The following is a 26,486-nucleotide window of genomic DNA, read 5'->3' as shown; positions in this document are numbered from 1 at the left end:
GCGCCGCGTCGTCCCCGCGAAGGCGGGGACCCATTTTGACTTTTGAGACCCCAAGGTGGATTCCCGCCTTCGCGGGAATGACGGTCGCCGCACTCGCATCGCCCCTGGCCCACGCCCAGTCCGACTACCCCATCAAACCCGTCCGCCTGATCGTGCCTTCCGCGCCCGGCAGCGGCCCGGACACCATGGCGCGCGCGGTCGGCCAGCAGCTCTCGGCGATGCTCGGCCAGCCGGTGGTCGTGGAGAACCGCAGCGGCGCCGGCGGCTCGATCGGCGGCGAAGCGGCGGCGAAATCGCCGCCCGACGGCTACACGCTGATCATGGCGAGCGCCGGCTCGCACGCGGTGAACGTCGGCCTCTATCCGAAGCTGCCCTACGATCCGGTGCGCGACTTCGCGCCGATCAGCCTGGTGTCGCAGGCGCCGAACATCCTCATCGTCCATCCGTCGCTGCCGGTGAAGTCGGTGAAGGATCTGGTCGCGCTCGCGCGCTCGAAGCCGGGTGCGCTGTCGTTCGGCTCCGGCGGCAACGGCAGCACCGCGCATCTCTCGGGCGAGCTGTTCAGGATGCTCGCCAGGGTCAACATGGTGCACGTGCCGTTCAAGGGCGCGCCGCAATCGGTGCTCGCGGTGATGGCCGGTGAGGTGGAGCTCGCGTTTCCCAACCTGCCGCCGGCCATTCCGCAGGTGCGCACCGGCAAGCTGCGCGGCGTCGCGGTGACGACGAGCAAGCGCTTCGGCGGCCTGCCGGCGATTCCGACGATCGCCGAGTCGGGTGTGCCCGGCTATGAAGCGCGCGCGTGGTTCGGCCTCCTCGCGCCCGCGGGCACGCCGCGGCCGATCGTGACCAGGCTCAACGCGGAAGTCGTGAAGATCGTGAAGAGCCCCGACATGCGCACGCGCTTCCTCGCCGACGGCGCCGAAGCGATCGGCAGCACGCCGCAGGAGTTCACAGCGGTCATGAAGACCGACATCGCGAAGTGGCAGTCGGTGATCAGGGCATCGGGGGCGAAGGCGGATTAAACTCGCAGCGGTCCAGAAACTGGGGAGGGCGTATGGACCTGGGTGCAAGCCGGGCATTGCCCGCGGCGGCGGCAGTGCTCGCAATCGGTATCGCAGATGCGGTCGCGCAAACCTATCCCGCGCGTCCGGTGAGGATCATCGCCGCCTCGGCGCCGGGCGGCACGAGCGACATCCTCGCGCGGCTTCTCGCTCAGCAGCTCACGGCCGAGCTCGGACAAAGCTTCGTGGTCGAGAACCGTGCAGGCGCGAGCGGCATCATCGGCACCGACGTCGTCGCCAAGGCGCCGCCCGACGGCTACACGCTGCTCATCATCCAGCCGTCGCTCACGATCAATCCGCACATCTTCGCCAAGGTTCCGCACGACGCGGTGCGCGACTTCGCGCCGATCTCGCTCGTCGTCGACGTGCCGCAGGTGCTCAACGTCCATCCTTCGGTGCCGGCGCGCAGCGTGAGGGACCTGATCGCGCTCGCGAAGGAGCGGCCGGGCCGCGTCACCAACGGCTCGCCGGGGCAGGGGACTCATCCGCATCTCACCTCGGTCCGTTTCGAGCAGGCTACCGGAATAAAGCTCCAGCAGATCGTGTACAAGGGCGTGGGTCCGGCGTTCATCGGGCTGGTGTCGGGTGAGGTGGCGATGGTGTTCTCGGCGGTGTCGTCGGCGATCACGCACATCAAGACCGGAAAGATCCGGGCGATCGGCGTGACCAGCGGCAAACGCGTCCCGGCGCTGCCCGACGTGCCGACGGTGGCGGAGACGCTGCCTGGCTTCGAGAGCTCGCAGTGGTTCGGGATGCTCGCGCCGGCCGGCACGCCGCGTGCGATCATCGACCGCCTGAATCAGGCGATCGGCCACGCGTCACGCACGCCCGAGGTGAAACAGAAGTTCGCCTCGATGGCGATGGAGCCGGTCAACAGCACGCCGGACGAGTTCGCGAAGGTGATCCGCGAAGAGAGCGCGACGTGGGCCAGGGTGGTGAAAGAGGCGGGGATCACGCCGCAGTAGTGGTCCATTCCTTCCCCCTCAGGAGAGTACCAAAAGATTCCCTCCCCCTCAGGGGGAGGGTTAGGGTGTGGGTGGTTTCAACAAGGGGAGCAATAACCAATTGAGGCCGAGCGAGCGGAGAGCGGCGCAAAGGGTCGACATCGACATCAACGCGACGCTGGTGGTGGGCGCAAGCAGGTCGCCGTGCCGGCTGCGCAACATGTGCGAGAAAGGCTTCCTGATCGAAGCGGAGGACTCGCTGCCGGTCGGCGGGCACATCGAGCTCGTCGTGCCGTTTCCGCCCGGCGAGCCGATCCATTGCACCGTGCAGATCCGTCACGTCAACAAGGGGCGCCTCGGTGCGCTGGTCACCGGGATCGGTGACGAAGAGCGGGGAAGGTGTCTCGCGTATCTGGCGGAAAGAAGGGCGGCGTCGCCCGCTGCCGCGTCTACGCCGGCGCCACTGCCTTGACCGGCGCTGCCTGCGCGCGCTCGTGGCGCGGTAGCCACATCGACAGCGGCACGGCCAGGTATCCGATCGCCGCAGCGACGATGATCGAGGCGGTATACGTCCCCGTCATATCGAACAGCAGTCCGCCCAGCCAGCCGCCGAGCGCCATGCCGATGCTCGCGCCGACCATCTGGAACGAGTAGATCGAGCCGAGCGGCGCGTTGGCGCCGAAGAGCTGGCGGTTGATGATCGGGAAGCCGACCATCTCGCCGCCGTAGCAGATCCCGAAGACCACGGCGAACGCATAGAAGTGCCACGGCTCGTGCGCGACGAGCAGGAGCAGGACGGACGTGCTTTGCCCGAGCATCGCGACGGTGAGGCACGAGCGGCCGCCGAATTTCTCGGTGAGGATGGAGAACGCGAAGCGGCTGAACGCCGACGTGCCCGCGATCACGCTGAGCACGCCCGCGGCTTCGATCATCGGCACGCCCGCGATGTGCGCCATCGACACGCCGTGCGCGAGGATCACCGCGTGGCCGGCGCAGCCGAGATGGTGGATGCCCATCAGGTACCACACCGGCCGCTCGCGCATGAGGTCGCGCAGCTTCGCGGTAGGCGCCGCTGCGGCCGCGCGCGGCTTCTCGCCGTCTTCATCGCCCAGCGCGGTGAGTCCTTTTTCGGCGGGCCGGGTGCGGATCAGCAGCGAAAAAGCGAAGAGCACGAATCCCAGGCTCACGCCGATGGTCGTGAAAGCGTTCTGCCACCCGCGCGTCTCGATCATCCAGCTGAAGAGCGGCGCGAACAGCACCGGCCCCGCGCCCAGCGCGCCCCAGTAGCAGCCGATCGCGATGCCCATGTGGCGCTTGAACCAGCGCGTGAGGATCACCGGCAGCAGCACGGTGAACGCCGCGTGGCCCATCGAGCCGACGAACAGCGCGTAGTACAGATAGAACTGCCACAGCTCGGTGATCGTGCCCATGAGCACCGTGCCGACCGAGATCAGCACCGACGCGCCGAGCATCAGCGGCCGCACGCCGAAGCGGTCGCCGAGCCATCCCATCGCGACCGTCGCCGGCAGGCCGAGGAGGAAGGCCAGCGCGTACGCGAACGAGATGTCCCCGCGCTTCCATCCGAACAGCGCGACCAGCGGCTCGACGAACACCGCGAACGCCGCCGAATCGGCGCGCGCGGCGATGGCGAGCACGCAGGCGGCGCCGAGGACGATCCAGGCGTAGTGCAGGCCGGCCTTCGTTGGTCGGGCCATCATGTGGTCCTTTTTCTACTCGTGGGCGGACAAGCCCGATCTTATACCGAGCTGCTGCGCGAATTCAGCCTCCCCACAGATGGCTGCTGACGTACGACCATTTGCCCTTGTGCTCGCCGCGGCAGCCGCCGATCCAGAACTCGTTGATCGCCGGCCGGTGCGCGGTGACGAGCCTGATCGCTTCGCTCAGCTTGATGATCTTCCCCGCCTTGAAGATCGACCGGTTGCGAACGCTGACGATGTGCGGGCAGAGATTGGGCGAAGCGCCGTAGCGAACCAGCATGAGGTCGCGAAGCTGGGTGTAGGTCTTGCCGTCGCCGTGCGATCCGAGGAACTTCGCCAGCGAGTAGTCGCGGCAAGGGCTGGCCTCGTTGACGCGCGGCAGGCCGAGCACGAGCCGCGCGGTGTTCGATTCGAGCGCTTCGCCGTGCTCGACGAAGAACTTCATGGTGATGCCGTTGAGGTTGAACTGGTCGTCTCCGCGCAACTGCCCGCCGTGGGCGAGGATGAGGCAGCGCGTATCGCCCTGGTTCGGGCTTTCGAAGAAGTAGAGCTGGTCGACGATGTCCTGCTGATCGGCTGCCCGTTCCATCGCCATTCGCCGTGTCTCCTACATCAGGGCGCGTTGCGCCCACCCGGCGCACCCGAGGGTGCGGTAATCGCCACCATACGGACCGACGAGCTGCGCGCCGATCGGCAGGCCGTTCGGCCCCTTGAACACCGGCACCGTCACGCACGGCACGTGCAGCGCGGTCCACAGCTGGTTGAAGACCGAGTCCCCGGTCGATTGCAGGCCTTTCGGGGCCTCGCCCGGCGCGCTCGGGACGAGCAGGGCGTCGTAATCGTTGAACGCGATGCCGAGCAAGCGACGGCATTCGTCGAGCACCTTCTGCGCGGCGACGTATTCGTCGAACGTGACCGCGTCGGACTTGCGAAGCTTCTCGCGCACCGCGATCTGCTCTTCGTGATTCGCCCGCTCCCACGCGAGCGCGCGCGAGGATTCGAACGCGCCGACCGCGTTGCGCGCACGCAGGAGCTCCTCGAACCGGGCGGGCAGCGTGACCTCGCTCACGCGCGCGCCGGCTTTCGCGAGCTGTGACGCCGCGCCCTCGAGCGCCGATTGCGTCGCCGCGTCCGCCTTGTCCCAGTGGAGCGTGCGATAGAAGCCGATGCGCGGCTTGTCGACCGCGGGCAGCTCGAAGCGCGATCCCGTCATCACCGAGAGCGCGAGCGCGACGTCGCCGACGCTGCGGCCCATCAGCCCCACGGTGTCGAACGACTTGGTATTGGCTTTGACGCCGATCGGGCTGATCGCGTCGAAGGACGGCTTGAAACCGACGATCCCGCAGAACGCCGCCGGCCGCAGCACCGAGCCGCCGGTCTGCGTGCCCAGCGCGAGCGGCGCCATGAAATCCGCGACCGCCGCGGCCGAGCCGCTCGACGAGCCGCCGGGCGTGTGCGCGGGATTGTGCGGATTGCGCGTCGGCCCCGGATGCGACATCGCGAACTCGGCGGTCACCGTCTTGCCCATGATCACCGCGCCGGCCTGCTTCAGCAGCGCGACGCACGCCGCATCGATGCGCGGCCGATAGCCGGCGTAGATCGGCGAGCCGTACGTGGTCGGCATGTCCGCCGTGTCGATGATGTCCTTCACCGCGACCGGAATGCCGTGCAGCGGGCCGCGCGGTTTTTCCGAATCGCGCGCGCGTGCGTCCGCCAGGACCTGCTGCGGATCGATGAAGGACCACGCCTGGACTGCTTCCTCGCGCGCGGCGACCTGCGCGAGGCAGTCCTCGGCGAGCCGGACGGCGGTGAGCTTGCCGTTTGCTAACAGCGCCGATGCTTCAGTAGCGGAATATCGATGGGTGTTCATGAGGGTGTGGGGAAGTCTCCGACCACACCATCATAGCCGCAACGCCTATCCGCCAGCGCGCGGCGTGGCGACCACTTCGGGACCGTTCACGCGGATCTCGTAATGAACGGGAGACAGCATGCCGGCGGCGGGATCGACCGCGCCCGCGAAACCGTGGAGCTGCGCGTCGGCGACGCATGCTGCGAGCGTCGCGAACGTCAGGCTCGCGACCGCCATCTCACCGGTCGGCGCGATCGCGCGCCAGCACCATCGGTGCAGGACCGCGTTGTCCTGCATCTCGGGAGAGGAACGAAAAATCCAGGTGCGATTCGGCATGATGCGCGAATGGTACCGGACGCTCGCTTGCCACGCGGTACGCGACCGTACAGAGAGGCCCTCGTCATTCCCGCGAAGTCCGGCCCCTCGTTATCCCGCGAACTCCTGCCCTTCGTCATTCCCGCGGAGGCGGTCCCTCGTCATCCCGCGAACTCCTGCCCTTCGTCATTCCCGCGGAGGCGGGAATCCATCTTGACGTTCACTCCTTCGGAATCTTCGCGTCTGCAACGACCTTCCCCCACCGCTTCTGCTCCGACGCCAGCAGCTTGTTCAGCACCGCCGGCGCGCCGCCGGAGACATCGACCCCGATCCTCGCATACCGCTCCTTCACGTCCGCGGTCTGCAACGCAGCGTTCATCTGCTGATTGAGCTTCGCGACGATCGCCGGCGGCGTCTTCGCCGGCGCGAAGATCCCGCCCCACGTGACGACCTCGTAGCCTTTGAGCCCCTGCTCGTCGGCCGTCGGCACCTCGGGCATCACCGCGGCGCGCTTCAGCGTCGTCACCGCGAGCGCGCGCATCTTCCCCGACCGAATATGGGGCAGCACCGAGTTCCCCGAGAACGACCCCATCTGGATCTCGCCCGCGATGATCGCGGTCGCCGACGGGTTGCTGCCCTTGTACGGCACGTGCGTGAGGTCGGTGCCGGTCGCGATCTTGAAATACTCCATCGAGAGATGGCTGCTGCCGCCCACGCCCGACGATCCGAAGTTCACCTTGCCCGGATTCGCCTTGGCGTACGCGATGAACTCTTTCAGCGTCGACGGCAGCGACGGATTCACGACGATGAACTGCGGCTGGGTGCCGGTCATGATCACGCCCGCGAAATCCTTCGTGGGCTCGTACGGCGGCCTCTTCGCGAGCAGCGCCGACGTCACGAGCCCGACGTTGTTCATGAGCAGCGTGTAGCCGTCGGGCGTCGCCTGCGCCACGACCGAAGAGCCCAGCGAGCTCCCCGCGCCCGGCCGCGCGTCGATGACCACCGGCTGGCCCCACGCTTCGTTGAGCTTCTGCGCGAGCGCGCGCGCCTGAGCTTCGGTGCTCCCGCCCGGCGAGAACGGATCGACGATGCGGATGGGGCGGGCGGGATAGTTGTCCGCGGCGAACGCGGAGCAGGCACACAGCACGAACGCCGGGGAAACGAAGCGGGCAGCGAGTTTCGACACGAGGCAAATCCTGTTCTGGGTTTCTGAAACGAGACGACTGTACATGACAACGCGGACGCGAACGAGTCGTCATTCCCGCGCAGGCGGGAATCCATTTTCCTCGGGCACAGGTCGTGAAATGGATTCCCGATCCGCTCCCGCTATCGCGGGGTCGGGAATGACGAATCACTCCTGCTTGATCCCCGCGTCCTTCATCACCTGCGCCCAGCGCTTGAGCTCGTTCGCGATCAGCTGCCTGAACTGCTCGGGCGTGTTCGGCGCGGGCTCGAGCGCGGCGTTGGCGAGGCGCTCGCGCATGTCGGGCGCGGCGACGGCGCGGGTGAGCTCCTGGTGCAGCCGCGCGATCACGGGCTTGGGCGTGCCGCCGACCGACATGATGCTGTACCAGTTCGTCACGACCACGCCGCTGACGCCGCTCTCGGCGAACGTCGGCACGTCGGGCATGAGCGCGCTGCGCCTGGCGCCCGCCGACGCGAGGATCTTCACCCGCCCGCCTTTGACGAGCGGCATCGCCGCAGGGGCGGTGCTCATCGTCGCCTGGATCTGGCCGGCCGCGACGTCGGTCGTCGACAGCCCGGCGCTCTTGTAAGGCACGTGCGTCGCGACGATGCCGGCGCGCTGCTTGAAGAGCTCGCCCGAGAAATGCGTGCCGCTGCCGCTGCCGGCCGACCCGATGTTGATCTTGCCCGGCGCCGCTTTCGCCGCGGCGATGAAGTCCTTGATGCTGGTCGCGTACGGCAGGCTCGAGCTGACGACGAGGATGTACGGCGTCTCCGCGACGACCGTCACCGGGTCGAAATCCTTCAGCGGGTCGTAGCTCGTCTTCCTGTAATAGAGCGGGTTGATCGTGAAGCCGACGTCGCACAGGCACAGCGTGTAGCCGTCCGGCGCGGCGCGCGCGACGATCTCGGTGCCGACGAGCGACGCCGCGCCCGGCCGGTTGTCGACCACCACCTGCTGGCCCATCTGCTCGCCGAGCTTCACGCCGACGAGCCGTCCGACGTAATCGGAGCCGCCGCCCGGACCGAACGGCACGACGAGGCGGATGGGGCGGTCGGGATAGCCCGCCGCGTGGGCGTGAATGGCGCAGGCCGCGGCTGCCAGAGCGACGATCAGGTGCGTTCTCATCGGATGTCTCCCGCGGAAGCGATCAGCCGCTCCGGCGTCGCCGGCAGCGTCGGTATCGATTTGAGGCCCGAGCCCGTCGACACCGCGACGACGCGCTCGGACTTGTCGATGATGCCGCGCGCGAGCGCCTGGCGGATGCCCGCGATCGTGGTCGCGCTCTCGGGGCACGCGAAGATGCCTTCGCTGAAAGTCAGCGCCGCGGCCTCGCGGATCGCGTCCGCGGTGCTGACCGCGATCGCCGCGCCGCCGTGCCGCTTCAGGATCGCCAGCACCGCGCGTCCCGCCGGCGGGTTGGGCGACTTGAGCCCGCCGGGCGGCACGTCCATCGCGCCCCACGGCGTCACCTCGTCGCGGCCGGCGTCGAACGCCGCCACCACCGGCGCGCAGCCGGCGAACTGCGTGACGACGAGCTTCGGCATGCGCCCTTGCACCCAGCCGAGCGCGAGCAGCTCCTCGAACGCTTTCCAGATCGCGATCGCGCCCAGGCCCCCGCCCATCGGGTAGACGACGACGTCGGGCAATTGCCAGCCGAGCTGCTCGGCGATCTCGAGCCCCATCGTCTTCTTGCCTTCGGTGCGATACGGCTCCCTGAGCGTGTTCACGTCGAGCCAGCCGTGCTCCGCGCACGTCTGCGCGACGATCGCGCCGGCGCGGTGCCAGTCGGCGACGTAATAGCTGCGCGCGCCGGCGAGGTCGCACTGGCGGCGGCTCGACGGCTGCGCGTCGGTGGGGAGTATCGTCGTGCAGCCCAGCCCCGCGCGCGCCGCGTACAGCGCCCACGACGCGCCCGCGTTGCCCGAGCTGTTCAGCGCCACCGTCTCGACCCCGAGCTCGCGATAGCGGCTCAGCGCGACCGACGCGCCGCGGTCCTTGAACGTGCCGCTGGGATTGCGCCCTTCGTCCTTCACCCACAGCTCGCCGCAGCCGATCGCCTTCGCGAGCCGGTCCGCGCGCAGCAGCGGCGTCCAGCCTTCGCTCAGCGTGACGACGTTCTTCGGATCCTTTACCGGGAGCAGCGGCGCATACCGCCACAGGGATGCGGGGCCTTGGGCGATGTCCTGCGGTGTGACCTCGCCCTTGATCCGTGCGAGATCGTAGCGCGCGTAGAGCATCGTGCCGGGCTTCGCGTTGACCGGCCTGTCGGGCGAGACCTGCCCGCCGCCCGGCACGACCTCGAGATGGGTGAGGTTCATCGCTGCTCCCCGGTCGTCGTTTGAGGAAGCATAGCGCGGACGCGAATGTCATTGCGAGGAGGAGCGCCAGGCCGAAGCCCGGAACAGCATCCGGGGGACGAAGCAATCCCCGGAGCGTCCGTTGCGTGCGCCACGAGATCGCCACGTCGCTTCGCTCCTCGCGATGACTCGATCAGAGAGGCCTTAGCGCACCCGCCGTGCCGCCCCTTCCCCGAGCGTCACGCCTTTCCGCTGGAAGAACCGCAGCACTTCGACCAGGTCGCTCTGCGCCATCTTCGCCGCGAACGTGAGCGTGCGTCCGCGGTAGGCGATCTCGAGGTTGTCGCTGTCGGTGCGCGACACGTCGACCTGTTCGATCTCCGAGTACTTGCGCTCGCGCCTGAAGATCACCCGCTGCACGAGATGGTCCTCGAACAGCACGAGCAGCGGAGCCGCATTGTTATGGGCGAGCGCGAGCACCGGCATGCCTTTGACGCCGGTGAACGCGACACGCAGCGCGATGCGCACACCGGAAGGCGGCAGCGGTTGCGAGAGCGGCGTTGCGGTTGCCATCACGCGCTCCTTCAGTTGCGGCGCGGCAAGCGTCTCCTGCACCGACGCATCGTGCGGCGCATAGACGACGCGGCCGCCCACGACCGGCAGCACTTCCAGAGGCTTGCCGGCGAGCAGGAAGAGCACGACCTCGCCGCCGTTCACAGGCTCATAGCCGAGCAGCTCGTGCATGCGCGTGTCGAGCGCAAGCGCGCTGCCGGCGGCTGTCGAGTGTCCTTTCCAGACCTCGCGCACGAGGTAAGCGCTTGCTCCTTCACCCACCGCGAGCACGATCGCATCGACCACCCCGATCTGATGATCGAGCGGCGGCACCGCGCCGGCCTGCGGACGTTCGAAGGGTGGTTCCATGCGCGCTGATGCTGCTATCGTGCACGCGCCGGCGCAACAGCCGGGCACGACCATCGAATGCACAAATTCATGCAGCCGTCCTCGACCGAAACCCGACCCGCCCCGTCCGCCCCTCGCCGCCGCACCGCAAAAATCGCCTTCGCCGCCGGCGTGGCGGTGACCCTGCTCGTCGCCGGCCTCCTGTGGCATATCGCCGCGCAGCGCGACCGCGTGGCGTTCGAAGCCGCCGCGCGCGACGCGCAGGCCGCGGTGCTCCAGCGCGTGGAGACCTCGGTCGCGCTGCTGCGCGGCGCCGCCGGTCTTTTCTCCGCGTTCGACAGAGAGGTCGACACCGCCGGCTTCCATCGCTACGTCGAGCGGCTGGCGCTGGAGACGCAGTATCCCGGCATCCTCGGCATCGGCTTCAGCCGCAGGATGACCGCCGCGGAGGAGCCGCGGATCGAGCAGGCGATGCGCGCCCAGGGCTTTCCGCAGTTCCGCGTGTGGCCCGAGCACGAGCGCGCCGAGCGCCATTCGATCGTGAACCTCGAGCCGCTCGACGAGCGCAACCGCGCCGCGATCGGCTACGACATGTACACCAACCCGGTGCGCGCGCAGGCGATGGCGAAAGCGCGCGACAGCGGCGCGGCGGCCGCGTCGGCGATGGTCCAGCTCGTGCAGGAGATCGACGCGCGCAAGCAGCCCGGCTTCCTCATCTACCTGCCGGTGTATCGCGGCGGCACGATGCCGCGCAGCGTGGAAGAGCGGCGCGAGCGCCTGCTCGGCTTCGCGTATTCGCCGATCCGCTCGGGCGACTTCCTGGCGAGCGCGTTCCGCACGCCGCCGGGCGTCGCGGTGTCGGTCTATCACGGCGCCGCGCCCGATCCCGCGAGCGTGCTCTACGACGACACGTCGGACCACAGCCCGCGCTTCACCAGGACCGAGACGGTCGACGTCGTCGGCCAGCCGTGGACGTTCGCCTTCCGCTCGCGGCAGACGCATTTCGAGGCGATCGTGCAACCGCTGCTCGTCGTGCTCGGCGGGACGCTGCTGTCGTGGCTGCTCGCGGCGCTCGTATTGAGGCAGGCCGACGCGCGCTGGGACACCCAGCGGGCGCTCGAGCGCGAGCGCGCCGCACGCTCCGAAGCCGAGCGCGCGAACGTGATGAAGGACGAGTTCCTCGCGACGGTCTCGCACGAGCTCAGGACGCCTTTGGGCAGCATCGTCGGCTGGGCCGAGCTGCTGCGCTCGGGCAAGCTCCCCGCGTCCGAGATCCCGACCGCGGCCGAGGTCCTCCATCGCAACGCGCAGGCGCAGTCGAAGCTCATCGAGGACCTCCTCGACATGAACCGCATCATCACCGGCAAGATGCGCCTCGAGCTGCACTCGGTCGACATGGCGCGCGCGGTCGAGGAGGCGATCGCCTCGGCGCGCCCGGCGGCCGAAGCGAAGAACATCGTGCTCGAGTCCGACATCGTCGCCGGGCCGATCGTCGTGCGCGGCGACGCGTCGCGATTGCAGCAGGTCGTGTGGAACCTCCTGTCCAACGCCGTCAAGTTCACGCCCGCGGGCGGGCGCGTGCAGCTTCGGCTGGAACCTGCAGGGAAGTGCGCGCGCCTCACGGTGACCGACACCGGCGAAGGCATCGAGCCCAAAGACCTCGAGCGCATCTTCGGGCGGTTCGAGCAGGCTGAAGGCGGCAGGAGCCGGCGGCACGGCGGGCTGGGCATCGGGCTGGCGGTGGTGCGCCAGCTCGTGGAGCTGCACGGAGGAACGGTCGAAGCGCGCAGTGCGGGGTTGGGTCATGGTGCAACGTTCATGGTCGAGCTGCCGCTGATGATTGCGCAGGCGTCGGTAGCTTCCGAAGCGCCGCCTTCGGATGCCGGCGGTGCGCCGCTGGCCGGCGTGCGCGTCCTCGTCGTCGACGACGACGCCGACGCGCGTGCGCTGCTGCAGCGTGTGTTGAAAGAGGCGGGCGCGCAGGTGGCGTGTGCGAGCGATGCGTCGGAAGGTCTGGCGGCGTTGCCTCGCATCCGGCCGGACGTGCTGCTGAGCGACATCGGCATGTCCGGCATGGACGGCTACGCGTTCGTGCGGCGGGTGCGGGGGCTATCTCCTGAAGAGGGGCGCGACATCCCCGCGGCCGCGATCACCGCGTACGCGCGCGAGGAGGATCGGGCCGAGGCGATGAAGGCCGGCTTCCAGGCGCATCTGGGCAAGCCGGTGATGAGTGACGAGGTGGTGGCGGTGGTGAGGTCGTTGGCGCGGCGGGGGCCGCGCTATACCATCGGATAAATGCTCGATCGAGGAGGGCGCGCGCATGGTGCAATGCCCGAGGCCGAGGCCGCGGCGGACCAGGCGACGGCCGCGCCTGACGACGGTCGTTCCGCCTTCGTACCGACGCATGGCAGCGCAAGCGCGGCGCCGGGACGTGCTGGCTAATCTGGGTTTTGAATGATCGCCGGACCGCTCCGGCAAACAAACGAATGAAGACTTTCCTGACCTCCTGCGTGCTTCTCACGCTCGTGAGCGCCGCCGACGTCGCTCACGCTCAGCAGACGTATCCCGCCCGCCCCATCCGCATGCTCGTGCCGTTCGCCCCCGGCGGCGGCACCGACATTTCGGCGCGCGTCATCGGGCAGAAGATGACCGAGCAGCTCCACCAGACGATCATCGTCGACAACCGTACCGGCGCGTCCGGCCACATCGCGATGGAGATCGCGGCGCGCGCGGCCCCCGACGGCTACACGCTCATCATGAGCACCGTCGCGCCGATGGCTTTCAGTCCCGCGCTTTTCAAAAGCCTTCCGTTCGACACGCTCAAGGACTACGCGCCGGTCGCGCTCGCGTCGAGCACGGTGTTCGCCATCGTCGTGCCGCCGAGCCTGCCGGCGAAGAACCTGAGGGAGCTGATCGCGCTCGCCAGGTCGCAGCCGGGCAAGATGACGTATGCGTCGGGCGGCACCGGGGGCGCGTCGCACATCGCGACCGAGCTCATGCAGCTCATGGCCGGAACGAGCATGGTGCACGTGCCCTACAAGGGCGGCGGCGCGGCGCTGCCGGAAGTGATGAGCGGCCAGGTGTCGCTGCTCTTCGCCGACGTCATCGGCGCGCGCGGCTACGTCGCGGCAGGGAAGCTGCGCGCGCTCGGCGTCACCAGCAAGGTGCGCTCGAAGATCATGCCCGACGTGCCGACGATCTCCGAAGCGGGACTCCCCGGCTACGAGATGACGTCGTGGAACGGCGTGCTCGCGCCGGCCGGCACGCCGCGGCCGATCGTCGACCGGCTGAATGCCGTGATCGTTCGCGTGCTGCCGCTGCCGGACGTGGCGGAGAAGCTGGCGGGAGACGGCAGCGAGTTCGGCAGGAACACGCCCGAGCAGTTCGCGGCGTTCGTGCGCTCGGAATACGCGAAGTGGGGCAAGATCATCCGGCAGGCGAAGATCAGGATCGAATAACCCGCATGAGCGACACGCCGCAACCCGCACGAGAGCTTCCGCTGCACGCGCTGCACGTCGAGCTCGGCGCGAAGCTCGTCCCGTTCGCCGGTCATGCGATGCCGCTCGATTACGGCGACGGGATCCTCAAGGAGCACCGCTGGTGCCGGTCTTCGGCGGCGCTCTTCGACGTGTCGCACATGGGGCAGGTCTTGCTCGGCGGGCCGGGAGCCGCCGAAGCGCTCGAATCGCTGACGCCCGCCGATCTCGTCGATCTTCCCCGGGATCGCGCGCGCTACTGCGTGCTGACGAACCAAGCCGGCGGCATCCTCGACGACCTCATCGTCACTCGCACGGAGCACGGCCTGCACGTCGTCGTGAACGCGTCGCGGCGCGAAGCCGACGTCGCGCAGTTGCGCTCGTCGATCGGCGCGCGCTGCACGATCGACGAGCGCGCCGACCTCTGCCTCCTCGCGCTCCAGGGTCCCGCCGCGGCCGCCGTCATGGAGAAGCTCGGCGTGGGCGTCGCCGGCTGGGCCTTCATGAGCGCCCGGTCGATATCGATCTCGGGGATCGAATGCAGCGTCACGCGCTCGGGCTACACCGGCGAGGACGGATTCGAGATCTCGGTCGAAGCGAGCGCGGCCGGGAAGCTCGCGCGCGCGCTGCTCGCGCAGCCCGAGGTGCGTCCCGCCGGACTCGGCGCCCGCGATTCGCTGAGGCTCGAAGCCGGGCTGTGCCTCTACGGCCACGACATCGACGAGACGACCACGCCGGTCGAAGCCGGTCTCGGCTGGACGATCTCGCGCGCACGCCGGCCCGGCGGCGTTCGTGCCGGCGGCTATCCCGGCGCCGGTATCATCGAAAACGAGCTCGCGAACGGATCGCCGCGCAGGCGAACGGGCCTGCGGCCGGAAGGGCGGATGCCGGTGCGCGAAGGCGCCGAGCTGCTCGCTCGCGACGGCACGAAAGCCGGCGCCGTCACGAGCGGCGGCTTCAGCCCGACGCTGGACGCCCCGATCGCGATGGGCTACGTCGACGCGAGGGTCCTGGAAGCGGGCGAGGCGCTCCATACCGTGAGCCGCGGCCGCGAGATTCCCATGACACCTGTGAAGCTTCCTTTCGTCGATCATCGCTACAGAAGATGACACCCGGCTCGTCATTCCCGACGCTCGCAGCGCGAGCGGTCGGGAATCCATTTTCAAAGCAAAACCGTCAAAATGGATTCCCGCGTACGCGGGAATGACGGTGCGGTGACGCGTCACTAGCCAACGAGGACAAGATGACCCGGACCTACTACACCGAAGACCACGAGTGGCTGCGCCTCGACAGCGACGACGTCGCGACCGTCGGCATCACCCATTACGCGCAGGAGCAGCTCGGCGACGTCGTGTACGTCGAGCTGCCGAAACCCGGCACGCAGCACGCGCGGGGCGACGCGGCCGCCGTCGTCGAATCGGTCAAAGCCGCCGCGGACGTCAAGGCGCCCGTGAGCGGGAGCGTGATCGAAGCGAACGACGCGCTGCCGGGTTCGCCCGAGCTCATCAACCAAGACCCCGCCGGCCGCGCGTGGTTCTACAAGGTGCGCCTGTCGAACCCTGAAGAGCTCGCGGCGCTCATGGACGAGAACGCGTACTCCCAAATCACGAAGAAGAAGTAGCCCGAGTGTCCACGTATTCCTCGAATGCTTTCGCCGACCGCCACATCGGCCCGCGCGAGCGCGAGATCGCGGAGATGCTCGCGGCGCTCGGGCTCGACTCGCTCGATGCGCTCGTCGATGCCGCGGTCCCCGCCGGCATCCGCCGCCGCACGCCGATGACGCTCGGCCGCCCGCTCACCGAGCCCGAAGCGCTCGCGGAGCTCGCGCGCATCGCACAGCAAAACCGCGTGATGCGCTCGATGATCGGCATGGGCTATCACGGCTGCCACACCCCTACCGTCATCCTGCGCAACATCCTCGAGAATCCCGCGTGGTACACGGCCTACACGCCGTACCAGGCCGAGATCTCGCAGGGCCGGCTCGAGCTCCTCATGAACTTCCAGACGCTCGTGTCGGACCTGACCGCGCTGCCGGTGGCGAACGCGTCGCTCCTCGACGAAGCGACCGCGGCCGCCGAAGCGATGGCGATGTGCCACCGCGTCGCTCACAAGCCCGATCGGCCGGCCTTCGTGGTGTCGAGCGCGTGCCATCCGCAGACGATCGCGGTCGTGCGCACGCGCGCCGAGCCGCTCGGTATCGAAGTGCGACTCGTCGAAGACGGCGAGGTCGGCAGTGCGACCGATGCGTTCGGCGCGCTCCTGCAATACCCGCACTCGACCGGCGAGCTCGTGGACCCGACGGCCGCAATCGCGAAGCTTCACGAGCGCGGCACGCGCGTCGTCGTCGCGGCCGATCTGCTCTCCCTCACGCTCGTCAAGCCGCCCGGCGAGCTCGGCGCCGACATCGCGGTCGGCACGACCCAGCGCTTCGGCATGCCGATGGGCTGCGGCGGACCGCACGCGGCTTACATCGCCGTCGCCGACGATCTCAAGCGCACGCTGCCGGGAAGGCTCGTCGGCGCGTCACGCGACGCGGCGGGACGCGTGGGCTATCGCCTCGCGCTCCAGACTCGCGAGCAGCACATCCGGCGCGAGCGCGCGACGAGCAACATCTGCACCGCGCAGGTGCTGCCGGCGATCGTCGCGAGCCTTTACGCGGTGTATCACGGCGCGGAAGGCCTGAGAGCGATCGCGGAGCAGATACACGTGAACGCCCGCACGCTCGCGGGCCTGCTGCGCTCGCACGGGCACGACGTGCGCACACGGTCGTTCTTCGACACGCTCGCCGTCCGCACCGGCGACCGGACCGACGCGATTCTCGAAGCGGCGGTCGCCGCGGGCTACAACTTCCGCCGCGTCGACGAGGCGACGATCGCCCTCTCGGTCGACGAGACGACGACCGCCGGCGAGCTGCCGATCATCGCGGCGGCTTTCGGCGGCGAGCGCGGGGCGTTCGAGCCGACCGCCGACCCCGCGGCGATCCCGCACGATCTGGCGCGCCGCTCGGCTTATCTCACGCACCCGGTGTTCGAGCGCCACCGCTCCGAGACCGAGCTCCTGCGCTACATGCGCTCGCTCGCCGACAAGGACCTGGCGCTCGACCGCACGATGATCCCGCTCGGCTCGTGCACGATGAAGCTCAACGCGACGACCGAGATGATCCCGATCACGTGGCCGCAGCTCGCGAACGTGCATCCGTACGCGCCGCGCGATCAGCTCGCGGGTTACGAGGAGCTTGCTGCGAACCTCGAGCGCGACCTCTGCGCGATCACCGGCTACGACGCCGTCTCGCTGCAGCCCAACGCGGGATCGCAGGGCGAGCTCGCGGGGCTGCTCGCGATCCGTGCGTGGCACGCGAGCCGCGGCGAGCCGCAGCGCGCCGTCTGCCTCATCCCGAGCTCGGCGCACGGCACCAATCCCGCGTCGGCGCAGATGGCGGGGCTGAAAGTCGTCGTGGTGAAGTGCAGCGAAGAGGGCGACGTCGATCTCGAAGACCTGCGCGCCAGGGCCTCGCAGCACGCTTCGAGCCTCGCCGCGCTGATGATCACGTATCCGTCGACCCACGGCGTTTTCGAGGAAGCGATCCGCGAGATCTGCGACGTCGTCCATACGCACGGCGGGCAGGTCTATCTCGACGGCGCGAACATGAACGCGATGGTCGGCCTCGCCGCGCCCGGCGAGCTCGGCGCGGACGTCTCGCACCTGAACCTGCACAAGACGTTCTGCATCCCCCACGGCGGCGGCGGGCCGGGTGTCGGGCCGATCGCGGTGAAGGCGCACCTGAAACCGTTTTTGCCGGGACACCTACAACCGTTCGTCCTGAGCGTAGCGCCAGCGAAGTCGAAGGACGAACGGTCGAAGGACCAACCCGCCGTAGGCCCCATCTCCGCCGCCCCCTGGGGCAACGCCGGCGTCCTCCCGATCAGCCTCGCCTACATCGCCATGATGGGCGCCGAAGGCCTCACGCGAGCGAGCGCGGTCGCGATCCTCAATGCCAACTACATCCGCCACCGCCTCGAACGGCACTACCCGATGCTCTACACCGGCGCGAACGGCATGGTCGCGCACGAGTGCATCGTCGACGTCCGGCCGCTGAAAGACAGCGTGGGCGTGTCGGTGACCGACGTCGCCAAGCGCCTCATCGACTACGGCTTCCACGCGCCGACCGTCTCGTTCCCGGTGCCCGGCACGATGATGATCGAGCCCACCGAAAGCGAATCGAAGCGCGAGCTCGACCGCTTCTGCGACGCCATGATCGCCATCCGCGAAGAGATCCGCCGCATCGAAAAAGGCGACTTCGACCGCGAGGACAACCCGCTCGTCAACGCGCCGCACACCGCGGAATCGATCGCGAGCGATGACTGGCCCCATGCGTACTCGAGGATGAGCGCGGCCTATCCGCAGGGCGCCCAGGGCGCCAAGTACTGGCCGCCGGTGCGGCGGATCGACGAGATCGCGGGCGACCGCAACCTCATGTGCACGTGTCCGCCGCTCTCGGATTACGACGCCGCGGTCTCGAGCTCGCGCGAATAGCATGGCCATTGCGAGGAGCGCCAGTGGAAATAGCCTGTCATTGCGAGGAGCGCGAGCGACGAAGCAATCCCGTGGCGCACGCACCGCGACCTTCATTCCGGGCACATCCCAAGAGGACCGTCATTCCGGACACGTCCGAAGAACCGCCATCCCGGACACGTCCGAAAAAACCGTCATCCCGGACGCGTCCGAAACGTCGTCATCCCGGACACGTCCGAAAAGAACCGTCATTCCGGACGCGTCCGCAGGACGCGATCCGGAATCCATTTTGACCTTTAGAGCATGACGACCCGATTAACGCGCCAAGACCTCCGCGGCAAAGCCCAGGCAGTCGGCGGCATCCTCGACCCCGCCACCCTCGGCCCCACCCTCATGCACGAACACGTGCTGTGCGACATCACGCCGCCCAAGATCGCCGCCCAGAACGACCCCGATTACCCGATCACGTTGCAGAACGTGTTCAAGATCATGTACGGGACGCAGAAGCACCCGACCAAGTACCGGCTGCTCGACAAGGCACTCGCGATCGAAGAGCTCGAGCGCATGCGCGAAGCCGGCGGCAAGACGGTCGTCGACCTCACCTGTGGGGGCCTGAAGCCCGACCCCATCGGCCTCAAAGAGATCTCCGAAGCCGCCGGCGTGCCGATCGTCATCGGCTGCGGCTACTACGTCGAGGAATACCAGGACCCTTCGAACCAGAGCAAGAGCGTCGAGCGCTTCGCGCAGGAGATCATCGCGCAGGTGTTCGAAGGCGCGTGGGGCACCGGCGTTCGCGCCGGCATCATCGGCGAGATCGGCTGCCAGGCGGAGTGGTCGCCGCTCGAGAAGCGCGTGATGACCGGCGCGATGATCGCGCAGGGCGAGACCGGCGCCGCGCTCAACGTCCATCCCGGCCGCAACCCCGACCAGCCGCAGGAAGTGATGGACCTCGTCCGCGCCGAAGGCGGCGACGCGTCGCGCACCATCATGAGCCATCTCGACCGCACCATCTTCGACGACGACCGGCTCTTCAGGCTCGCCGATACCGGCTGCGTCATGGAGTTCGACCTCTTCGGACAGGAGACGACCTATTACTGGCGCTCACCCGAAGTACACATGCCCAACGACGGCATGCGCCTCGCGACCCTGCGCCGCCTCGCCGATCGCGGCTTCCTCGACCGCATCCTCATCTCGCACGACATCTGCTACAAAACGCGCCTGGTCGAATATGGTGGGCACGGGTATGGGCATATCTTCGAGAACGTCGTGCCGTTGATGAGGAGGGATTTCAGTGAGGAGGAGATCAACGCGATATTGGTTGACAATCCGAGAAGGTTGTTGACGTTTGTGTGACGTGCGGTAAGGTTTTGCCCGCCAGACGGTTCGCGAAGCGCTAGCAGGCGACAGTGCCGAACCAGCGGTGCAGCTAGCGCGCGACTATTACGACCAGTTCATCTCAAAAGATCAGGTGTGACCTGCGGCCCGAATGGCTGAATACGATGATCAAGCACCGCGGCTCGCCGCATTTGAACACGTTCGCCGCCTCACGGACGTGCGGGGCGATCTCACTTCTAGTGATTTGCGCGCGGGATTCCAATTTCTAGGCGAACGTGTACCCTTGATCAATCCGCAACGCGGCATCTTTAAGCCGCGGCGGATGCGCTATCTGCTGTCTATAAGGACTGTGTTCCCGAGGTCGGGTGCACGCGTCTGGTATGACGACCAGCGGCAAGCTCATCGCCAGATCTACGAAGGCGACGAGGCAGTCGAGTACGCGTTCATGGGGCAAGATTCCCAGGCTGCGGACAATCGCTGGCTTCGCGAAGCGATGGAGGCGGGGATTCCGGTCATCTACTTTCTCGGAATCGCACCGGGCTTGTACCAGCCGATGTTGCCGGCCTACGTCGCTGGCTGGGACGCAACTGCTCTGAGGGCGCAAGTAATATTCGGCATGCCCGGCGAGATCGACGTGGGGCCACCCGAAACGGCTGCTGAGCGGCGCTATGCGTTGCGCGAGGTCAAGCAGCGCCTACATCAAGCCTCTTTTCGGGAGGCAGTAATCGAGGCATACGACGGCCGCTGCGCGCTATCGGGTCTGCCGGAGCCGTTGCTGCTCGATGCGGCGCACATCGTTTCTGACAAAAACGAGCTGTACGGACAGCCGCTCGTTACTAACGGCATCCCGCTATCGAAGATCCATCACGCTGCATTTGATGCGCATCTCATCGGAATCGACCCGAACTACCGCATCCATATCTCGAACAGGCTCCTGACGCGTCGGGACGGTCCTCTTTTAGAGGCGCTGAAGAATCTTCATCACCAGCAGTTGCACCTGCCGGCCCGGCCGAAAGACTTGCCTGATAGAGATCGGCTAGCGATGCGATTCAAGATGTTTGCAGAACTGGCGTGAGGCCGATCGCGGATAGCACGTGTCGCAGGAAGAGATCACCGTAGCATTGCAACACCCGGAAACCTATGGCTGTAGCGCCTGATTCATCCAAGCAGAAGAACGACCGTTCAGCCCTCAAAGCCAAACCTCTTCGTGTGGCCGGACAGTCACTCGACGAGGCGATCACCAAGTTACGCGACGGTGGCGTCACCGATGCCGCGGCTATAGGTGCCCTCGCGATTGCACTAGCGGCTCATGAGTGGTTTAGGTGGTACTTTGCGCTCCCACCCAGCCCTCTGCTTATGACCGCCTTCGCCTTTGTCGCCGGTGCCTACGCTTGCTGGCGATTGGCTCGTGCGCGTCGGCTGTTGAGAAACCTGCGGCAGGGCCGCGACGGCGAGCGCGCGGTGGCCGAAGTCCTCGAGCGTTTTCGAGAAAATGGCTTCCGCGTTTTTCATGACATCACTGCACTGGACTTCAACGTCGACCATATTCTAGTGGGTCCGCAGGGAATTTACGCGATTGAGACGAAGACGATAAGCAAGCCAGCCGACCGCGAAGCTAGCATCCGATACGACGGCGAGACCGTCGCGGTTGCTGGTCTTACGCCGGAGCGGGACCCGATCAAACAGGCAGCTGCAAATGCGAGGCGGACGCGTGAGCTGGTGAAGGAATCCACGGGCCGAGATTATCCCGTGCGTGCGATCGTCTTATATCCAGGCTGGTTTGTGGAACCAGGCGCAAATAGGGGTCGTGCCGTATGGGTGCTAAATCCGAAGGCGCTAGCCGCGTTCATAGAGCGGGAGAAGGTTATTCTCGCACCCGATGAGGTGAATGATCTCGTACCATTTGTCGAGACGTGCGCGCCACGACGCAGTAAACGCCAGCGCTCCACGAACTGCATCGCGCAACTGTCTGCTTGAACATGGGGGTTGCGATCGTGGTTTCGGATCCCGCCCGGAGTGCGGGGCGGGCCCGCCGACCGACCAAGGCCACCAGCAAAGAAAGCTAGCTGCACTGATTCCTCGCACGCTGATTAAACGCATGCCATGGGAGAAGCCGTGACGAATCCGAACTGCGCCGCTCTCGCTCTCATCTCGCTCGCCTTATGCGCCGCCTCAGCCCACGCGCAAACCAAAACCACGTATCCCACCCGCCCGGTCCGCCTCGTCGTCCCCATGGCCGCAGGCGGGGGCAGCGACAGCATGGCGCGCCTGACGGCACAGCGCCTCTCCGAGCGCTTCGGTCAGCAATTCGTCGTCGATAACCGCGGCGGCGGCGGCGGGCTGATCGGCATCGGTATCGCTGTCCAGGCGCTGCCGGACGGTCATACGCTCATGCTCGTCTCGGGCAGCTTCCCGGCGAGCGTGGCGACGCACAGGCCCGACAACGATCCGATCGGGAATCTCGCTGGAATCGTGAAGCTCGGGTTCAGCCCGTTCGCGCTCGCGGTGACGCCGTCGCTGCCGGCGAAGAGCGTCAGGGATCTCGTCGACTACGCGCGGACTCGCCCCGGGCAGCTCTCTTATCCGGTGCCCGGCGTCGGCAGTCTCACGCATCTCGTGACCGAGCAGTTCGCCCAGCAGGCCGGGATCCGGATGCTCCACGTGCCTTACAAGAGCACCGGCCTCGGCATGCCCGATCTCCTCAAAGGCGAGACCCATCTCATCCTCGGCGGGCTGTCGCCGCTCCTGTCTCACATACAGCAGGGCCGGCTGCGCGGGCTCGCGGTGACGACCGCGAAGCGCTGGAACGCGGTGCCCGATCTCCCCACGCTCGCGGAGACGCTGCCCGGCTTCGTCGTCGAGTCGTGGTTCGGGCTGGTCGCGCCGAAGCGCACGCCGGCCGGGATCGTAGCGCTGCTGAACCAATCGGCGAACGAGATGCTCGCCGAAACCGAAACGAGGAAGGCGCTCGACGCGCTGGGCATCGCGCCGGCGGGCGGCGGCAGCGACGACTTCGGGAAGCTGATACGCAGCGATTACGCGCGGGCGCTGAACGTCGTGAGGGACGCGAAGATACGGGCGGAGTAGGGGCGGCGGGAGGCGGCACTGCCGCAGATGCTGCCTGCACCTGCGCGAGAATTCCTGCCGCCCAAGCGCTGATCTACCACTACTGTCATTGCGAGGGAGCGCGAGCGACGAAGCAATCGCGGAGGGTCCGCTGCGTGCGCCACGGGATCGCCACGTCGCTTCGCTCCTCGCGATGACATGATCGGAGTTACTACGCTCCTCGCGACGAGCTGATCGGAGATGCCTTCGCTCCTCGCGATGACTCGATTGGAGATGCCTGACGACTTATGCGTGGTCGCTGCGGTATAACTGTGGCGTGAACGCTCTCGCACCCGCCCTGACCCCGCAGGGCCGCCTGATCCTCGCGGCGTCGGACGAGGCGCTCCCGCTCGACGCGAATCCGGCGGCAACGCTCGTTGCGGCGTTCGAGCGCGGGTCCGGCCACGCGCTGTTGCACCTCGGAGCGACCGAGACCGATACCCCGCTGCCGGCGGCGCTCGCCTACTGGCGCGACTTCGGCGTGCGCTACGTGACGGCGGTGCGCACGCATCCGGACTTCGACACGGCGGAGATCGCGCCGCCGGCGGAGGCCGAGCTCGCGCGGATTGCCGCGGGCGCACCGCCGATGGCGGGCGCGGAGTATCTCGATGCGTCGCTGCTGGCCTCTTTATGGCGCGAGACCGACCGGACGCTGCGCGCGGAGCTCGCCGCGTCGGGCGAATCGCTGGAGGGGTATCTCAAGTCGCGCAATCCCGCCTGGAACCTCGTCGGCCGCGTGCACTTCAACCTCGCGGAGAACCGCGGCGACGACGAGGCGCCGTTCGCGTTTCTCGCGACGTATACGACGCACCTCGGGGCGCAGTCGCAGGCGCGGCACGTGCCGCTCGGGCAGGCGCTGCACGAGTACGCCGGCGCGAGGAAGCGCGAGCAGCTCGTCTCGCTGCTGGCGCCGGTGCAGCGCGCGGCCGAGGCTTGCGAGTGGGTGAAGCGGCTCGTCGACGAGGGCGACATCTATCACCCGCTGCGCTGGACGACCGCCGACGCTGTTCAGCTTCTCCGCGACACGCCGCGGCTCGAAGCGGCCGGGGTCATTGTGCGCGTGCCCAGCGTATGGCGTGGCTCGCGTCCGCCGCGTCCGCGCGTGAGCGCCACCGTCGGGACGAAGCCGCCCGCCGGGCTCGGCGCGGATGCGCTGCTCGATTTCAAAATGGAAGTGACGCTCGACGGCGAGCGCCTCACCGCGCAAGAGGTGAAGAAGCTTCTCGCGGGGACGGAGGCGCTGGCGATGATTCGCGGGCGCTGGGTCGAGGTCGATCGCGAGAAGCTCGGCCGCATGCTGGAGACGTTCGAGAGGATCGAGAAGGAATCGGCGCGAGGGGGAATCGGTTTCGCCGAGGCGATGCGGCTGGTCGCGGGGACGGGAGAAACGCTCGAAGAGGCCGGCGACGACACCGCGCGCGAATGGTCGACGGTCACCGCCGGGCCGTGGCTCGCGCAGACGCTCGATGCATTGCGGGGTCCGGAGGGACTCGCGACAGCGCGCGCAAGGACGGCGCTCAAGGCCACCCTGCGTCCTTACCAGGAGGTGGGGCTGCGCTGGCTGCATCTCCTCCATCGCCTGAGGCTGGGCGCGTGTCTCGCCGACGACATGGGGCTGGGCAAGACGATACAGGTGCTCGCGCTGCTGCTTACGCTGCGCGACGAGGACCGCAAGGCGAAGCGCGCGACCAGGCGCGGCCTGCTGGTCGCGCCCGCGTCGCTGCTCGCGAACTGGGTCGCGGAGATCGAGCGCTTCGCGCCCGATCTCGACGTGTTCGTGGCGCATACGTCGGTGCATCCGGCGGCGGAGCTGAAAGAGCTGGAAACGGCGGACTTCGCACAACGCGATCTCGTCATCACCAGCTACGGCTCGCTCTCGCGCTTCGCGTGGCTGCGCGAGACCGGGTGGCGCACCGTCGTCCTCGACGAAGCGCAGGCGATCCGCAATCCGGGCACGCAGCAGTCGCGCGCGGCCAAAGCGTTGAAAGGCGACGCGCGCATCGCGCTCACCGGCACGCCGATCGAGAACAAGCTCGGCGACCTGTGGTCGATCTTCGACTTCATCAACCCCGGGCTGCTCGGCTCGCGCCAGGCGTTCACCGCGTATGCGAAGCGCCTCGCCGCGCGCGAGCACAACGCCTACGGACCGTTGCGCGAGCTCGTGCGGCCGTACATCCTGCGCAGGCTGAAGACCGACCGGCGAGTGATCGCCGACCTGCCGGACAAGACCGAAGTGCAGGCCTTCTGCGGCCTGTCGCCGAAGCAGGCAGCGCTCTACGCGCAGTCGGTGAAAGCGCTCGAGAAGGCCCTGCTCGAGGCGAAGGAGGACGGGATGCAGCGCAAGGGGCTGATCCTGTCGTTCCTCATGCGCTTCAAGCAGATCTGCAACCATCCTTCGCACTGGCTGGGCGACGGCGCGTGGACCCCCGAGGAGAGCGGCAAGATGCTGCGCCTCGCCGAGATCGCCGAAACTATCGCAGCGAAGCAGGAGAAGGTGCTCGTGTTCACGCAGTTCCGCGAAGCGACCGGGCCCGTCGCGACGTTTCTCGCGAGCGTGTTCGGGCGGCCGGGGCTCGTGCTGCACGGCTCGACCGCGGTGGGCAAGCGGCAGGACCTGGTGCGCCGCTTCCAGGAAGACGAGCGCGTGCCGTTCTTCGTGCTCTCCCTGAAAGCCGGCGGCTCGGGGCTCAACCTCACCGCCGCCAGCCACGTGGTGCACTTCGACCGCTGGTGGAACCCGGCGGTCGAGGACCAGGCGACCGACCGCGCCTACCGCATCGGCCAGCACCGCAACGTGCTCGTCCACAAGTTCGTCTGCCGCGGCACGCTCGAGGAGAAGATCGATGCGATGATCGCTTCCAAGCGCCGCCTTTCGGAGGACGTGCTGGCGGGCGACGCAGAGACCATCCTGACCGAGATGAGCAACGAACAGATCATGAAGCTCGTGGCGCTCGATATCCATGCCGCGGCGACGTAGGTATTCGTACGACTACGGGTTCCCCGCTTACGTGCCGGTGGAGGAGCGGCGCCGGGAGGCGCGCGCCCATGCGCGGCCGGGATGGGACCCGGTGACGATCGCGGCGGAGCGGGGCATCGCGCAATCATTCTGGGGCCGCGCGTGGTGCGACAACATCGAGTCGTATGCCGAGTTGCGTAACAGGCTCGAGCGCGGGCGCAGCTACGCGCGCTCGGGGGCTGTGCTGCATCTCGCGATCGGCAAAGGCAGCGTCGAGGCGCATGTCCTCGGCTCGCACGTATACGACGTGCAGGTGAAGATTCGCCAGGCGTCGAAGGCGCGCTGGGATGACGTCTGCCGGCGCTGCGCGGGCGAGATCGGATCGGTGGTCGATCTCCTGCAGGGCAGGCTCTCGAAAAGCGTGATGGCGCACATGTGCGATCGCGAAAGCGGGCTTTTCCCCGCGCCGGCGGAAATCTCCTTCGACTGTTCGTGCCCCGACGACTGGACCAACATGTGCAAGCACGTCGCGGCCGTGCTGTACGGCATCGGCGCGCGGCTCGACGAAAAGCCGCAGTTGTTGTTCCAGCTTCGAGGCGTCGACGAAAACGAGCTGATCGCGCGTGCCGGCAGCGAGATCACGATCGGCGCGAGCCGGAGCGGATCGGCGAAGCGGCTGGTGGGTGCTGATCTGGGGGCGTTGTTCGAGCTGGATCTGGCGAATGTGGGGAAGAAGCGAATGTCGAAGGCGACGCGGACCAGGAAGACGCGGCCACGATAGCTGCCATTGCGAGGAGCGAAGCGACGAAGCAATCGCGGAGCGTCCGAA

At 67.7% G+C, this 26,486-nt stretch carries 22 protein-coding genes; 14 read left to right on the top strand and 8 right to left on the bottom strand.

Going from position 1 to position 26,486, the window contains the following annotated elements; genetic code table 11:
* Positions 1-77: 77 nt before the first annotated feature.
* From VHP37_25800 to VHP37_25790, 3 genes are all read left to right on the top strand, one after another.
* Positions 78-1,022: a tripartite tricarboxylate transporter substrate binding protein gene (locus VHP37_25800; GenBank protein HEX2829787.1), complete on the top strand. Its 945-nt coding sequence runs from the start codon at positions 78-80 to the stop codon at positions 1,020-1,022.
* Positions 1,023-1,054: 32 nt separating this feature from the next.
* Positions 1,055-2,026, top strand: coding sequence for a tripartite tricarboxylate transporter substrate binding protein (locus tag VHP37_25795; protein HEX2829786.1), 972 nt, complete (start codon positions 1,055-1,057; stop codon positions 2,024-2,026).
* A gap of 100 nt (positions 2,027-2,126) precedes the next feature.
* Entirely contained in the window at positions 2,127-2,477 is a 351-nt protein-coding gene (locus VHP37_25790) for a PilZ domain-containing protein (protein HEX2829785.1), read from the top strand.
* Here VHP37_25790 and VHP37_25785 read toward each other — a convergent pair.
* The 8 genes from VHP37_25785 to VHP37_25750 form a co-directional block, all read right to left on the bottom strand.
* Entirely contained in the window at positions 2,455-3,720 is a 1,266-nt protein-coding gene (locus VHP37_25785) for an MFS transporter (GenBank protein HEX2829784.1), read from the bottom strand. The genes VHP37_25790 and VHP37_25785 overlap by 23 nt on opposite strands.
* A gap of 64 nt (positions 3,721-3,784) precedes the next feature.
* Positions 3,785-4,318, bottom strand: coding sequence for a hypothetical protein (locus VHP37_25780; GenBank protein HEX2829783.1), 534 nt, complete (start codon positions 4,316-4,318; stop codon positions 3,785-3,787).
* Positions 4,319-4,330: 12 nt separating this feature from the next.
* Positions 4,331-5,593 (bottom strand): amidase, encoded by a 1,263-nt coding sequence (locus VHP37_25775; GenBank protein ID HEX2829782.1) that lies wholly within the window; start codon positions 5,591-5,593, stop codon positions 4,331-4,333.
* Between the two features lie 45 nt (positions 5,594-5,638).
* Positions 5,639-5,908 (bottom strand): hypothetical protein, encoded by a 270-nt coding sequence (locus tag VHP37_25770; protein ID HEX2829781.1) that lies wholly within the window; start codon positions 5,906-5,908, stop codon positions 5,639-5,641.
* A 199-nt stretch (positions 5,909-6,107) separates the two neighbouring features.
* Positions 6,108-7,073: a tripartite tricarboxylate transporter substrate binding protein gene (locus tag VHP37_25765; protein HEX2829780.1), complete on the bottom strand. Its 966-nt coding sequence runs from the start codon at positions 7,071-7,073 to the stop codon at positions 6,108-6,110.
* A 165-nt stretch (positions 7,074-7,238) separates the two neighbouring features.
* Positions 7,239-8,201, bottom strand: a complete 963-nt coding sequence (locus tag VHP37_25760; GenBank protein HEX2829779.1) for a tripartite tricarboxylate transporter substrate binding protein — start codon at positions 8,199-8,201, stop codon at positions 7,239-7,241.
* A complete protein-coding gene (locus tag VHP37_25755; GenBank protein HEX2829778.1) occupies positions 8,198-9,394 on the bottom strand; it encodes a threonine synthase in 1,197 nt (398 codons plus the stop codon). The genes VHP37_25760 and VHP37_25755 overlap by 4 nt, the downstream gene beginning before the upstream one ends.
* Positions 9,395-9,577: 183 nt before the next feature.
* Positions 9,578-10,294 (bottom strand): hypothetical protein, encoded by a 717-nt coding sequence (locus tag VHP37_25750; GenBank protein HEX2829777.1) that lies wholly within the window; start codon positions 10,292-10,294, stop codon positions 9,578-9,580.
* Positions 10,295-10,351: 57 nt separating this feature from the next.
* On the opposite strand from VHP37_25750, the gene VHP37_25745 reads away from it, so the two are divergent.
* The 11 genes from VHP37_25745 (at position 10,352) to VHP37_25695 (ending at position 26,438) form a co-directional block, all read left to right on the top strand.
* Positions 10,352-12,568: a CHASE domain-containing protein gene (locus VHP37_25745; GenBank protein ID HEX2829776.1), complete on the top strand. Its 2,217-nt coding sequence runs from the start codon at positions 10,352-10,354 to the stop codon at positions 12,566-12,568.
* A 191-nt stretch (positions 12,569-12,759) separates the two neighbouring features.
* Positions 12,760-13,731 (top strand): tripartite tricarboxylate transporter substrate binding protein, encoded by a 972-nt coding sequence (locus tag VHP37_25740; protein HEX2829775.1) that lies wholly within the window; start codon positions 12,760-12,762, stop codon positions 13,729-13,731.
* Positions 13,732-13,736: 5 nt separating this feature from the next.
* On the top strand, positions 13,737-14,858 hold the full coding sequence (gene gcvT, locus VHP37_25735; GenBank protein ID HEX2829774.1) for a glycine cleavage system aminomethyltransferase GcvT: 1,122 nt from the start codon (positions 13,737-13,739) through the stop codon (positions 14,856-14,858).
* 134 nt (positions 14,859-14,992) lie between these two features.
* Entirely contained in the window at positions 14,993-15,370 is a 378-nt protein-coding gene (gene gcvH / locus VHP37_25730; protein HEX2829773.1) for a glycine cleavage system protein GcvH, read from the top strand.
* Between the two features lie 5 nt (positions 15,371-15,375).
* Complete coding sequence (gcvP, locus tag VHP37_25725; GenBank protein HEX2829772.1) at positions 15,376-18,282, top strand: aminomethyl-transferring glycine dehydrogenase; 2,907 nt, start codon at positions 15,376-15,378, stop codon at positions 18,280-18,282.
* Between the two features lie 282 nt (positions 18,283-18,564).
* On the top strand, positions 18,565-19,614 hold the full coding sequence (locus VHP37_25720; GenBank protein HEX2829771.1) for an aryldialkylphosphatase: 1,050 nt from the start codon (positions 18,565-18,567) through the stop codon (positions 19,612-19,614).
* A 133-nt stretch (positions 19,615-19,747) separates the two neighbouring features.
* Positions 19,748-20,671, top strand: coding sequence for an HNH endonuclease (locus tag VHP37_25715; GenBank protein HEX2829770.1), 924 nt, complete (start codon positions 19,748-19,750; stop codon positions 20,669-20,671).
* A gap of 65 nt (positions 20,672-20,736) precedes the next feature.
* A complete protein-coding gene (locus VHP37_25710) occupies positions 20,737-21,573 on the top strand; it encodes a nuclease-related domain-containing protein (GenBank protein HEX2829769.1) in 837 nt (278 codons plus the stop codon).
* A gap of 282 nt (positions 21,574-21,855) precedes the next feature.
* Positions 21,856-22,683 (top strand): tripartite tricarboxylate transporter substrate-binding protein, encoded by an 828-nt coding sequence (locus tag VHP37_25705; GenBank protein HEX2829768.1) that lies wholly within the window; start codon positions 21,856-21,858, stop codon positions 22,681-22,683.
* Between the two features lie 295 nt (positions 22,684-22,978).
* The gene (locus tag VHP37_25700; protein ID HEX2829767.1) at positions 22,979-25,678 is read left to right on the top strand and encodes a DEAD/DEAH box helicase; all 2,700 of its coding nucleotides are present in this window, start codon (positions 22,979-22,981) and stop codon (positions 25,676-25,678) included.
* Between the two features lie 91 nt (positions 25,679-25,769).
* Entirely contained in the window at positions 25,770-26,438 is a 669-nt protein-coding gene (locus tag VHP37_25695; GenBank protein HEX2829766.1) for a hypothetical protein, read from the top strand.
* Positions 26,439-26,486 lie beyond the last annotated feature (48 nt).

Source organism: Burkholderiales bacterium (assembly GCA_036262035.1).
In the GTDB taxonomy this organism is placed as follows: Bacteria; Pseudomonadota; Gammaproteobacteria; order Burkholderiales; family SG8-41; genus JAQGMV01.
The sequence above is the reverse complement of the archived record's forward strand: the minus strand, read 5'-3'. Positions and strand labels throughout refer to the sequence as shown.